The organism is Roseovarius nitratireducens, from assembly GCF_002925845.1.
Classification (GTDB): Bacteria; Pseudomonadota; Alphaproteobacteria; order Rhodobacterales; family Rhodobacteraceae; genus Roseovarius; species Roseovarius nitratireducens.
On sequence record NZ_PDNI01000044.1, the window covers coordinates 1 to 12104 of the forward strand.

Annotated in this window: 12 protein-coding genes; 10 read left to right on the plus strand and 2 right to left on the minus strand. The window is 65.2% G+C overall.

Annotation, left to right across the window (positions count from 1 at the left end; genetic code table 11):
- Nucleotides 1-10: 10 nt before the first annotated feature.
- Nucleotides 11-427 (minus strand): IS200/IS605 family transposase, encoded by a 417-nt coding sequence (gene tnpA / locus CRJ03_RS08625; protein WP_104016879.1) that lies wholly within the window; start codon nt 425-427, stop codon nt 11-13.
- Between the two features lie 509 nt (nt 428-936).
- Between tnpA and CRJ03_RS08630 the strand changes: the two genes are divergently transcribed.
- Genes CRJ03_RS08630 through dnaQ form a run of 4 tightly spaced genes read left to right on the plus strand, consistent with a single transcriptional unit; the run spans nt 937 to nt 3644 of the window.
- Nucleotides 937-1536, plus strand: a complete 600-nt coding sequence (locus tag CRJ03_RS08630; RefSeq protein WP_104018488.1) for a Maf family protein — start codon at nt 937-939, stop codon at nt 1534-1536.
- Nucleotides 1533-2366, plus strand: a complete 834-nt coding sequence (locus tag CRJ03_RS08635) for a shikimate dehydrogenase (RefSeq protein WP_104018489.1) — start codon at nt 1533-1535, stop codon at nt 2364-2366. The genes CRJ03_RS08630 and CRJ03_RS08635 overlap by 4 nt, the downstream gene beginning before the upstream one ends.
- Nucleotides 2363-2956 carry a dephospho-CoA kinase gene (gene coaE / locus CRJ03_RS08640; protein ID WP_104018490.1) on the plus strand — a complete coding sequence of 198 codons (594 nt, stop codon included), beginning with the start codon at nt 2363-2365 and terminating at the stop codon, nt 2954-2956. Before CRJ03_RS08635 ends, coaE begins: the two co-directional genes overlap by 4 nt.
- Entirely contained in the window at nt 2949-3644 is a 696-nt protein-coding gene (gene dnaQ / locus CRJ03_RS08645) for a DNA polymerase III subunit epsilon (protein ID WP_104018491.1), read from the plus strand. Before coaE ends, dnaQ begins: the two co-directional genes overlap by 8 nt.
- A 2-nt stretch (nt 3645-3646) precedes the next feature.
- Here the strand turns inward: dnaQ and ubiG are convergent, their stop codons facing one another.
- On the minus strand, nt 3647-4393 hold the full coding sequence (ubiG, locus tag CRJ03_RS08650) for a bifunctional 2-polyprenyl-6-hydroxyphenol methylase/3-demethylubiquinol 3-O-methyltransferase UbiG (protein WP_104018492.1): 747 nt from the start codon (nt 4391-4393) through the stop codon (nt 3647-3649).
- Nucleotides 4394-4442: 49 nt separating this feature from the next.
- Between ubiG and pip the strand changes: the two genes are divergently transcribed.
- From pip to infB, 6 genes are all read left to right on the plus strand, one after another.
- Nucleotides 4443-5417: a prolyl aminopeptidase gene (pip, locus tag CRJ03_RS08655; protein ID WP_104018493.1), complete on the plus strand. Its 975-nt coding sequence runs from the start codon at nt 4443-4445 to the stop codon at nt 5415-5417.
- A 28-nt stretch (nt 5418-5445) separates the two neighbouring features.
- Entirely contained in the window at nt 5446-6519 is a 1074-nt protein-coding gene (zapE, locus tag CRJ03_RS08660) for a cell division protein ZapE (RefSeq protein WP_104018494.1), read from the plus strand.
- A gap of 126 nt (nt 6520-6645) precedes the next feature.
- Nucleotides 6646-7221: a ribosome maturation factor RimP gene (gene rimP, locus CRJ03_RS08665; protein ID WP_104018495.1), complete on the plus strand. Its 576-nt coding sequence runs from the start codon at nt 6646-6648 to the stop codon at nt 7219-7221.
- Between the two features lie 2 nt (nt 7222-7223).
- Nucleotides 7224-8930, plus strand: a complete 1707-nt coding sequence (gene nusA, locus CRJ03_RS08670) for a transcription termination factor NusA (RefSeq protein WP_104018496.1) — start codon at nt 7224-7226, stop codon at nt 8928-8930.
- Between the two features lie 23 nt (nt 8931-8953).
- Entirely contained in the window at nt 8954-9577 is a 624-nt protein-coding gene (locus CRJ03_RS08675) for an RNA-binding protein (RefSeq protein ID WP_104018497.1), read from the plus strand.
- 6 nt (nt 9578-9583) lie between these two features.
- The gene (gene infB / locus CRJ03_RS08680) at nt 9584-12064 is read left to right on the plus strand and encodes a translation initiation factor IF-2 (protein ID WP_104018498.1); all 2481 of its coding nucleotides are present in this window, start codon (nt 9584-9586) and stop codon (nt 12062-12064) included.
- Nucleotides 12065-12104: the final 40 nt, after the last annotated feature.

Genomic DNA, 12104 nt, shown 5'->3' on the forward strand with positions numbered 1-12104 from the left:
AACTGAACGACTACCGGCTGGCGCCGGTAGGATCAGCGATGTGCTGTTCCAGGTACTGAAGTACGATGTCTTCGGTGATGGCACCGTTAGTGGTTGAAAAGTACCCTCGCCCCCAAAACCGGCAGCCCCAGTAGCGCTTTCGGATGGCTGGAAACTCCCGTTGCACCTTGTGGGACGAACGGCCCTTCATCTTGCGCACCAGATCCGCGATCGCGAGCTTCGGCGGCACCGAGACGAACATGTGGACGTGATCGCTCGACAGCACCCCGCGCAAGATGTCGACCTCGTTCTCGCGGCACACCTGCCGGCAGATGTCGCGCACCCGCAGTCGCAATGCCCCGGTCAGCACCTTGTAACGGTATTTGGTCGACCAGACGATGTGGTAGCGGTGATAGAAGACGCAGTGTTTGCCGGTGTCATATTGCATGATCGTACCCTCAGAAAAATGAGCCTTCGACCCGGCTGCGGCTCATTTTTCTGAGGGTACGATCATAACACGATTCTTTCACGCTGAAGCGGGTCCGACTGGAAGTCGGAGGGTTTGCTCCAGGGCGTGGATACTAAAATATAATAGAATTATAGGAGAATGATGATGTTGTAGGGGACGTAGGGCGTTGTGGATTATGCCATTGTCACCGGGTTTGTCCACTCGGGGATAAGGCTGTGCGTATCACAGGGCATTATTGGTGAATGGTTTGGTGCGAGAAATATTATTCAATTAAAATAATGGGTTATATACTAACAATCCTTAAGATTATGGCAGGGTACTCTGTGGATAGTTCTCGAGTTCCGGGTTGTCCACAGCGTGATTTCATCCTTGTCCATAGCGGAACAACCTGTAGACCAACGCGGCGAAACGGATCGCCCCGCCTATTGTCCCGCACCGTCAGCCGTGAAGGGTTGATCCGTCACGGATTTTGTCATCAGGTTATCCCCATGAATTTTGAACTTGTCCTTGCTTCCGGCTCGGCGATCCGGCGCACATTGCTTGAAAATGCCGGCCTTCGGATCGTTGTCAGCCCCGCGCGCGTGGACGAGGCGACGCTGCGCGATTCGTTGCTGTCCGACGGCGTCGCACCGCGAGACATTGCCGATGCGCTGGCAGAGATGAAGGCGCGGCGGGTGAGCCAGAAGATGCCCGGTCGGTTGGTGCTGGGCTGTGACCAGGTGCTCGATCTCGGTGGGCGCCTGCTGTCGAAGCCCACAGATATCGGCGAGGCACGCGCGCAACTTCGTGAGATGCGGGGGCGCGCGCATGATCTTCTGTCGGCGGCGGTGATCTGCGAGGATGGCGCGCCGGTCTGGCGGCATGTGGGACGCGTGCGGATGCGCGTGCGGGATTTTTCCGACGATTGGCTGAATGGCTATCTTGATCGCAACTGGCCCGATGTTGCCGAATGCGTCGGGGCCTATAAACTCGAGGCCGAGGGTGTGCGCTTGTTTTCCGGCGTGGAAGGCGATTATTTCACGGTGCTGGGCCTGCCGCTACTCGACCTCCTGGCCTTTCTGACCTTGCGTGGAGACCTGCCAAGATGAGCCATGACCGTATCCCCCTTGCCGGTGTCATCGGATCGCCGGTCGCGCATTCGCGTTCGCCGCAGCTTCATACCCACTGGCTTAAAACATTGGGGATCCCAGGGTTTTACATCCCGATGGACGTGGCGAATGCTGATCTCGAGGCGGTGTTGCGGACCCTGCCGAAGATGGGGTTTCGCGGCGTCAACATCACGGTGCCGCACAAGGAGCGGGCGCTGGAACTGGCCGACCTGGTGACCGACCGTGCCACGATCATCGGTGCGGCCAACACGCTGGTGTTTCGCGAGGACGGCAAGATACAGGCGGACAATACCGACGGCTACGGCTTTATCGAGAACCTGAGACAGGCCGCGCCGGACTGGAAGCCGGAGAGCGGACCCGCCGCCGTGCTGGGCGCCGGCGGTGCGGCACGGGCGGTGATCGCGGCGCTTCTGGATGTGGGCGTGCCGGAGATCCTGCTGTCCAACCGCACGCGGCCCCGGGCCGAGGGTTTGCAGCAGCAATTCGGCCGCAGGGTGACCGTGATCGACTGGGTGCAGGCGGGCAACATGCTTGAAGAGGCGGTGACGGTGGTCAACACGACCTCACTGGGCATGGTTGGGAGCCCGCCGCTGCGTGTGCCTCTGGATGGGCTGCGCAAGGGGGCGGTGGTGACCGATCTCGTTTACGCGCCGCTTCAGACGCGGCTGCTCATGGAGGCAGAGAAGGCGGGGTGCGTCGCGGTGGACGGGCTGGGTATGCTGATCCATCAGGCGGTGCCTGCGTTCGAGCGGTGGTTCGGCACACGCCCGGAGGTGGACGCGGCGACGCGGGCGGCGGCGCTGCGATGACATTCCGGCTCGGGCTCACGGGCTCCATCGGGATGGGCAAATCCATCACGGCGCGGCTCTTTGCCGAAGAAGGCTGTGCGGTCTGGGATGCCGATGCGGCGGTGCATCGGCTATACGCGCGGGGCGGTGCCGGGGTGGCGCCGATCGCTGCCGCCTTTCCCGGGGCGGTGGTAGAGAGTGCGGTGGACCGCGGGCGGCTGCGGGCGATCATCGCCGGTGATCCCGAGGCGCTGACGCGGATCGAGGCGATCATCCATCCGCTGGTGGCGCAGGACCGGGCGGATTTTGTCGCGAGGCAGGAGGCTGATGTGACGGTACTCGATATTCCTCTGCTATATGAGACGGGTGCCGAGGATGGTCTCGACGCGGTGGCGGTAGTGAGCGTGGCGCCCGAGGTGCAGCGCGCGCGGGTCTTGGCGCGGGATACGATGAGCGAAGCGGATTTCGAGACGATTCTGGCCCGACAGGTGCCGGATGCCGAGAAGCGGGCGCGCGCGGATTACGTGATCGAGACCGACACGATGGATCATGCGCGCGCGCAGGTGCGGGAGATACTGGCAGAGATCAGGGAGGGGCGAAGCGATGCGTGAGATCGTTCTGGATACCGAGACCACCGGGCTTGAGCCGGTGGAAGGGCATCGCGTGGTCGAGATCGGTGCGGTCGAGCTCTACAATCACATGCCGACGGGGCGCACGTATCATCAATACATCAACCCCAAGCGCCCGATGCCCGAGGAAGCCTTTGCCGTTCATGGGCTGGGCGATGATTTTCTGCGCGACAAGCCGCTTTTTGCCGAGATCGGCGCGCAATTTCTCGAGTTCGTGGGTGACGCGCGGCTGGTGATCCACAATGCGAGTTTCGACATGAAGTTCCTGAATGCCGAGCTGGAATGGTGCAGTCTCGTGCCGCTGCCGATGAACCGGGCCATCGACACGCTGGCCATGGCGCGGAAGAAGTATCCCGGCGCGCCTGCCTCGCTCGACGCCCTGTGCCGCCGCTTCGGGATCGACAATACGGCGCGCACGCTGCACGGCGCGCTGCTCGATTCCGAGATCCTCGCCGAGGTGTACCTGGAGTTGATCGGGGGCCGTCAGCCGGATTTTGCGCTGAGCGCCGATCCGAGAGCCGGAGCGGGCGGATCGGGCGGGACCGGTGACGCGAACTGGCGTGCCGGTCCGCGTCCGCGTCCGCTTGCCCCGCGGCTGACCGAGGCCGAGCGTGCGGCACACGAAGCGTTTGTCGCCGGGATGGGCGACAGGGCGATGTGGAACCGGTAGGCTCAGGCCGGGCGCAGGCTGCTGGTTACGTAATTCACGCTCAGGTCACGGTCGGAGAGCCGCCATTGCCAGGTCACCGGGTTGAGTACGAAGCCCTTGCGATCCACCGGGTCGAGCCCCGCCTGCCCGAGCAGGGCGAACAGCTCATCGGGCGTGATGAATTTCGACCATTCATGCGTGCCTTTGGGCAGCCACCGCATGACGTATTCGGCGCCGACGATGGCCATCGCAAAGCTCTTGGCATTGCGGTTGATGGTGGAACAGATGTGCAGCCCGCCGGGGCGAAGCAGATCGTAGCAGGCGGTGAGGTAGCCGAGCGGGTCGGAGACATGCTCGACCACCTCCATGTTGAGCACGACATCGAAGCGCTCGCCGGCGGTGGCCATGTCCTCGGCGGTGGTGTGGCGGTAGTCGATATCGAGCCCCGACTGTTCCGCATGGACCTGCGCGACGGGGATGTTGCGCGGCGCGGCGTCTGCGCCCACCACCTCGGCCCCGAGCCGCGCCATCGGCTCGCTCAGGAGGCCGCCGCCGCAGCCGATATCGAGCAGGCGCAGCCCCTCAAGGGGCCGCTCGGCGGTCAGGTCGCGGTCGAATTCGGCGGCGATCTGCGCGGCGATGTAGTCGAGCCGGCAGGGATTGAGCATGTGCAGCGGCTTGAACTTGCCGTCGGGATCCCACCATTCGGCGGCCATCGCCTCGAATTTCGCGACTTCGGCGGGGTCGATCGTGCTCTGGGCGGTTTGCATTCCCGTCTCCCTGTGGCTCAATGGGACATGGGCAGTATATAGGACGGGAATGGACAGAGTCGCGAGCCATAAGAGCGCAGTGCAATACCTCTACCCGCCGGTGGAGCCGTTCGACCGGCGGATGCTGGACGTGGGCGACGGGCATTCCGTCTATGTCGAGCAATCGGGGCGCGCCGACGGTGTGCCGGTGGTCGTGCTGCATGGCGGGCCGGGGGGCGGGTCGAGCCCGGCGATGCGGCGGTATTTCGACCCGAACGTCTATCGGATCGTGCTTTTCGATCAGCGCGGGTGCGGCCGCTCAAAGCCCCATGCCAGCATCGAGGCCAATACGACCTGGCATCTGGTGGCCGATATCGAGCGTATCCGCGAGGCGCTGGGCATCGAGCGGTGGATCGTGTTCGGCGGAAGCTGGGGGGCGACGCTGGCGCTGCTCTATGCACAGTCCTATCCCGACCGGGCACGGCACCTGGTGCTGCGCGGCGTGTTCACCATGACGCAGGCAGAGCTCGACTGGTTCTATGGCGGGGGGGCGGCGGCGTTCTGGCCGGAAACATGGGCGCGATTTGTCGCGCTCATCCCCGAGGCCGAGCGCGGCGATTTGATTGCCGCCTACAACAAGCGGCTGTTTTCCGGGGACATGGCCGAGGAGATTGCCCATGCCAAGGCATGGTCGGCATGGGAAAATGCGCTGGCCACCGTGCAATCCACCGGCACCGGCGGCGATGCGCCCGCCGATTACGCCCGCGCCTTTGCCCGGCTGGAGAACCATTATTTCCGCAACCGCGGGTTCCTGGAGAAGGACGGACACATTCTCAATCACATGCACCTGATCGCGGAGGTACCGGGCACCATCGTGCAGGGCCGCTATGACATGATTTGCCCGCCCGCTTCGGCGCACCGGCTGGCCGCGCGCTGGCCGTCCTGCGATCTGCGGATGGTGCCGATGGCGGGGCACGCGCTGTCTGAGCCGGGCATCAGCGCCGAGCTGGTGCGCGTGATGGCGCGACTGGCGGACCGACACTGAGCGCCGGGAACGCGACAGGCCGCATGTGATGGATACCTTGCCCGATATCTATGAGCGTCTCGTGGCCGATGGCACGCTGACCCGCGACCCGGCGCAGGAGGACGTCCTGCCGGAATTCGAGCGTATCCGCGCGGCATTGGCAGAGCCGCAGCGGCGCGGCTGGTTCCGTCGTGCACCCGAGCCGCCCAAGGGGCTTTATCTCTGGGGGGGCGTCGGGCGCGGCAAGTCGATGCTGATGGACATGTTCGCGGACAGCATCGACGTTCCCAAGCGGCGGGTACATTTCCACGCCTTCATGCAGGAAATCCATGCCGGGCTTCATGCTGCGCGGGCGCGGGGCGAATCGGATGCGCTGGCGCCGGTGGCGGCGGAGGTGGCAAGCTCTGTGCGGCTCCTGGCCTTTGACGAGATGCAGATCACCGACATTACCGACGCGATGATCGTCGGGCGGCTGTTCGAGGCGCTGTTCGAGGCCGGGGTGGTGGTGGTGACCACGTCCAACCGGGTGCCCGATGACCTATACGAGAACGGGCTTAACCGGCAGCTCTTCCTGCCCTTTATCGGGTTGGTGAAGGAGCGGATGGTGGTGCGCGAAATGTCCGGGCCGAAGGATTATCGACAGGATCGGCTCGCAGGGGGCGGCGTGTATTTCACGCCGGTGAACGCGGAGAACCGGGCCGGTATAGAAACGATCTGGAAAGACCTGACCGGGGGTCGCGCCGCGCCGCACGACATCATGGTCAACAAGCGCGCGGTAACGATTCCCGCATTTCACAATGGCGTCGCGCGGGCGACGTTCTACGATCTGTGCGGCTGCCCCCTGGGCCCGGCGGATTACCTCGCACTGGCGCAGGCGGTGCGGCTATTGGTGCTGGAAAACATCCCGCAAATGGGGCGGGCCAACTTCAACGAGGCGAAACGCTTCGTCACGCTGATCGACGCGCTCTATGAGGCGCGGGTGCGGCTGATCTGCCTTGCGGCGGCGGAGCCGGAATACCTTTATGTCGAGGGCGAGGGATCGTTCGAGTTCGCGCGCACGGCGAGCCGGTTGCGCGAGATGCAGTCGGAAGGCTGGGGCGAGATGCGAGGCACGGCACCCTGAAAATCCCCGCTTGCAAAGCGCCCGGTGGGGGCCTATATGCGCGATTGACAGCGGCGCCGCGGGCTTTCCGCCGGTTCCACCGGGTAAGACAACGGGCCGCGCGCCCGTTTTTTTGTGTTTGGACCAATGAACAACGACCTCATCGCAAAGGCTGCCATTGACCGCAGACTGGCCGAGATCATCACGCCGGTGATCGAGGACATGGGATTCGAGCTTGTGCGCGTGCGGCTGATGGGCGGCAAGACGCAGCTCTTGCAGATCATGGCCGACCGGCCCGAGGGCGGGATCGAAGTGGACGAGTGTGGCGCGATCAGCACGGCTGTGAGCGCGGTGCTCGACGTGGAGGACCCGATCACCGATGCCTATACGCTCGAGGTGTCGAGCCCGGGCATCGACCGGCCGCTGACGCGGCTCAAGGATTTCGAGGAGTTCGAGGGCTACGAGGCCAAGCTCGAGACCGCCGAGATGATCGACGGGCGGCGGCGGTTCAAGGGGGTTCTGGCCGGCGTCGAGGGTGACGAGGTGATGCTCAACGTCGACGAGGGCACCATCGGCCTGCAATTCGACTGGCTGAGCGACGCCAAGCTTGTCCTGACCGAGGAGCTGATCCGCGAGATGCTGCGCGCACGCAAGGCGGCGGGCGTGATCGACGAGACGAATTTTGACGAGATAGAAACCGATAGCGGTTCCGAGGAGGACTGAGAATGGCAATCACATCGGCCAACCAGCTTGAGCTTTTGCAGACCGCGGAAGCCGTGGCGCGCGAGAAGATGATCGACCCCGGCCTGGTGATCGACGCGATGGAGGAGAGCCTCGCGCGGGCCGCCAAGAGCCGCTACGGCGCCGAGATGGATATCCATGTCAAGATTGACCGCAAGACCGGACGCGCGGCATTCACCCGCGTGCGCACCGTGGTCGACGAAGAGGCGCTGGAGAATTACCAGGCCGAGTTTACGCCCGATCAAGCCAAGGCTTATTTCGTCCCCGCTGCGCCGGGGCGCGACGACTTCTGGCTGCGCGATGGCGTGCGGATCGACCCCGCCGAGGCGGGCGAGCCGCAGGCGGGCGACGAGTTTCACGAGGCGGTGCCGCCGGTGGAGATGGGCCGGATCGCGGCGCAGAGCGCCAAGCAGGTGATCCTGCAAAAGGTGCGCGAGGCCGAGCGCGACCGCCAGTACGAGGCGTTCAAGGATCGCGCGGGCACGATCATCAACGGCGTCGTCAAGCGCGAGGAATATGGCAACGTCGTCGTCGAGCTTCAGGGCTATGGCGAGGCGATGCTGCGGCGCAACGAGAAGATCGGTCGCGAGGCCTATCGTCCCGGCGAGCGCATCCGCGCCTATGTGAAGGACGTGCGCCGCGAGCAGCGTGGGCCGCAAATCTTCCTCAGCCGCACAGCGCCCGAATTCATGGCCGAGCTGTTCAAGATGGAAGTGCCGGAAATCTACGACGGCATTATCGACATCAAGGCCGTGGCCCGCGATCCCGGCAGCCGCGCCAAGATCGCGGTGATCAGCTATGACAACTCGATCGACCCGGTTGGCGCCTGCGTCGGCATGCGCGGTAGCCGCGTGCAGGCGGTGGTCAACGAGCTTCAGGGCGAGAAGATCGACATCATCCCGTGGAACGAGGACCAGGCCACGTTCCTCGTCAACGCGCTGCAGCCCGCCGAGGTCAGCAAGGTGGTGATCGACGAGGACGCGCAGCGCATCGAAGTGGTGGTCCCGGAGGATCAGCTCAGCCTCGCCATCGGGCGGCGCGGGCAGAACGTGCGGCTGGCGAGCCAGCTCACCGGGCTCGATATCGACATCATGACCGAGGCGCAGGACAGCGAGCGGCGGCAGAAGGATTTCGAGGAGCGCACCAAGCTGTTCATGGACACGCTCGATCTCGACGAGTTCTTTGCGCAGTTGCTGGTGGCCGAGGGCTTTACCACGCTCGAAGAGGTGGCATATGTTGAGGTCGACGAGCTTTTGACCATCGACGGGGTCGACGAAGACACCGCCGGGGAGCTTCAGGCACGGGCGCGCGATGTGCTCGAGGCGCAGGCCGCCGAGGCGCTGGAAAAGGCGCGCGCACTGGGCGCCGAGGACAGCCTCATCGGTTTCGAGGGGCTGAGCCCGCAGATGGTGCTGGCGCTGGCGCAGGACGATGTAAAGACGCTGGAGGACTTCGCCACTTGCGCCGACTGGGAGCTGGCCGGGGGATGGACCACGGATGGGGGCGTGCGCGTCAAGGATGACGGGATACTGGAGCCGTTCGAGGTGTCGCTGGAAGAGGCGCAGGACATGGTGATGACCGCGCGGGTGATGCTCGGCTGGGTCGATCCCGATGACCTAATGCCGCAGGCCGACGAGGCCGGCGAGGCCGCGGATGCGGCGCCGGACAACGAAGAGGAGACCGGGGCCTGATCGCTCAGGCCCCGGGGTCAGTCATGGGTCGCGGAGGGCAACCCAAGGATCGCGCGGACGGTCCGGAACGCAAGTGCATCGCAACGGGCGAGGCACGTCCGAAGGCGTCGCTGGTGCGGTTCGTGATCGGACCCGATGGCGCGGTTGTCCCCGACGTGGCGGCCAAGCTGCCGGGGCGCGGCATCTACGTGGTGCCGGACAGCGCGGCGATCGACCGCGCCGCGAAGAAGGGGCTTTTCGCGCGCGCCGCGCGGCAGCAGGTGACCGTGCCAGAAGACCTTGCCGCGTTGGTCGAGGGGCTCATCGCGCGGCGGGTTATCAATCTCATCAGCCTCGCGCGCAAGGGTGGCGGCGCGGTGGCGGGGTACGAGAAGGTCAAGGACCGGCTGATGCGCGGCGACGTGCGCGCCCTGTTGCAGGCGAGCGACGGTTCGGAGCGCGGCAAGTCGGGCTTGAGCACACCCGAGGGTGCTACCTATATTGGTTGGCTCACCGCCGACGAGCTTGGACAGGCTTTCAGCCGTCAAACAACGATCCATGCCGTGCTGGGCTATGGAGGTTTGGCGCAACGTGTTGTAGAGGAGGCGGCAAGACTGAAAGGTCTGCGCGTCTCGGACGGCGGGACTGCGCGCCGGAAAGGAAAGTAAGAGAATATGAGCGACAACGACGGAAAGAAACCTCTGGGTGTGCGTGGCGGTCCCCGTGCGGGGAACGTGAAGCAAAGCTTCAGCCACGGACGCACAAAGAACGTCGTGGTGGAAACCAAGCGCAAGCGTGTCGTCGTGCCCAAGCCGGGCGCGGGGACGGGCGCGGGCGCGTCCGGCAAGCCGTCTGCCGGAAGCGGGAGCAACAAGCGCCCCGCCGGTGTCTCGGAGGCCGAGCTCGAACGTCGCCTGAAGGCGCTCGCCGCCGCCAAGGCACGCGAGGCCGATGACAACGCTCGCCGCGAGGCCGAGGAAAAGGCCCGCGAGGAAGAGCGCCAGCGCCGCCGCGACGAGGCCGAGGCCAAGGAGCGCGAGCAGCGCGAGGCCGAGGAGCGCGCACGGCAAAAGACCGAGGAGGATGTGCGCCGCAAGCGCGAGGCCGAGCAGGAGACCGCGAAGCCCGCGGCTGCAGCGCCCGATCCGGCGCCGGCCCGGCAGGCCCCTGCGAAGTCCGCCCCCGCGCCGCGCAAGCGTGAGGACGACGACAAGGGCGCCCGTCGCGGCAAGGGCCGTGGCGGAGACGATGGCCGCCGCTCGGGCAAGCTGACGCTCAACCAGGCGCTTTCGGGCGGCGAGGGCGGCCGCCAGAAGAGCATGGCCGCGATGAAGCGCAAGCAAGAGCGCGCGCGCCAGAAGGCGATGGGCGGCGCGCAGGAGCGCGAGAAGGTCGTGCGCGATGTGCAACTGCCCGAGGTGATCGTGGTTTCGGAGCTTGCGGGCCGCATGGCCGAGCGCGTGGGCGACGTGGTCAAGGCGCTGATGCAGAACGGCATGATGGTCACGCAGAATGAGGCGATCGACGCCGATACGGCCGAGCTCATCATCGAGGAATTCGGCCACCGCGTGGTCCGCGTGAGCGACTCGGACGTGGAAGACGTGATCGCGCAGGTCGAGGACAAGCCCGAGGATCTCAAGCCGCGCCCGCCGGTTATCACCATCATGGGTCACGTGGATCACGGCAAGACTTCGCTTCTCGATGCGATCCGCGATGCCAAGGTGGTGGCGGGCGAGGCCGGGGGCATCACCCAGCATATCGGCGCCTACCAGGTCACGACCGACAGCGGCGCGGTGCTGAGCTTTCTCGATACGCCGGGCCACGCGGCCTTTACTTCTATGCGGTCGCGCGGGGCGCAGGTCACGGATATCGTGGTGCTTGTCGTGGCCGCCGACGATGCGGTGATGCCGCAGACCGTCGAGGCGATCAACCACGCCAAGGCGGCAAAGGTGCCGATGATCGTGGCGATCAACAAGGTCGATCTGCCCGCCGCTGACCCGGACAAGGTCCGCTCGGATCTGCTGCGCCACGAGGTGGTCGTCGAGGCGATGTCGGGCGATGTGCAGGATGTCGAGGTGTCGGCTGTCACCGGGCAGGGCCTCGATGAATTGCTTGAGGCGATCGCGCTCCAGTCGGAAATCCTCGAACTCAAGGCCAACCCTGACCGCGCCGCCGAAGGTGCCGTGATCGAGGCGCAACTCGACGTGGGCCGTGGCCCCGTGGCAACGGTCCTGGTGCAGAAGGGCACGCTTCGGCAGGGCGACATCTTTGTCGTGGGCGAGCAGTACGGCAAGGTGCGCGCGCTCATCAACGACCGGGGCGAGCGGGTCAAGGAGGCCGGGCCGTCGGTGCCGGTCGAGGTGCTCGGGCTCAACGGGACACCCGAGGCGGGCGACGTGCTCAACGTCGTCGACACCGAGGGGCAGGCCCGCGAGATCGCCGAATACCGTGCCGACGCTGCCAAGGAAAAGCGCGCCGCTGCCGGAGCAGGTACCTCGCTGGAGCAGCTGTTGGCCAAGGCCAAGGAAGACGAGAACGTCAAGGAACTGCCCATCGTGGTCAAGGCCGACGTTCAGGGCTCTGCCGAGGCGATCATTCAGGCGATGGAGAAGATCGGCAACGACGAAGTGCGCGTGCGCGTGCTGCACTCGGGTGTCGGCGCCATTACCGAATCCGATATCGGGCTGGCCGAAGCCTCGGGCGCGCCGGTTCTGGGCTTCAACGTGCGGGCCAACGCGCCGGCGCGCAACAGCGCCAACCAGAAGGGCGTGGAAATCCGCTACTATTCGGTGATCTACGATCTGGTGGACGATGTGAAGGCGGCGGCGAGCGGTCTGCTGGGCGCGGAAATTCGCGAGAAGTTCATCGGCTACGCCGAGATTCGCGAGGTGTTCAAGGTCTCGAACGTGGGCAAGGTGGCGGGTTGTCTCGTTACCGAGGGCGTGGCGCGCCGGTCCGCCGGGGTGCGGCTGTTGCGCGATGACGTGGTGATCCACGAGGGCACGCTCAAGACGCTCAAGCGCTTCAAGGACGAGGTTGCCGAGGTGATCTCGGGTCAGGAATGCGGCATGGCCTTCGAGAATTACGAGGATGTCCGCCCGGGCGACGTGATCGAGATATTCGAGCGCGAGGAGATCACGCGCTCGCTGACGTGATCAGAGGCGCCAGATGATAATGAGGGCGGCCCGACGGGCC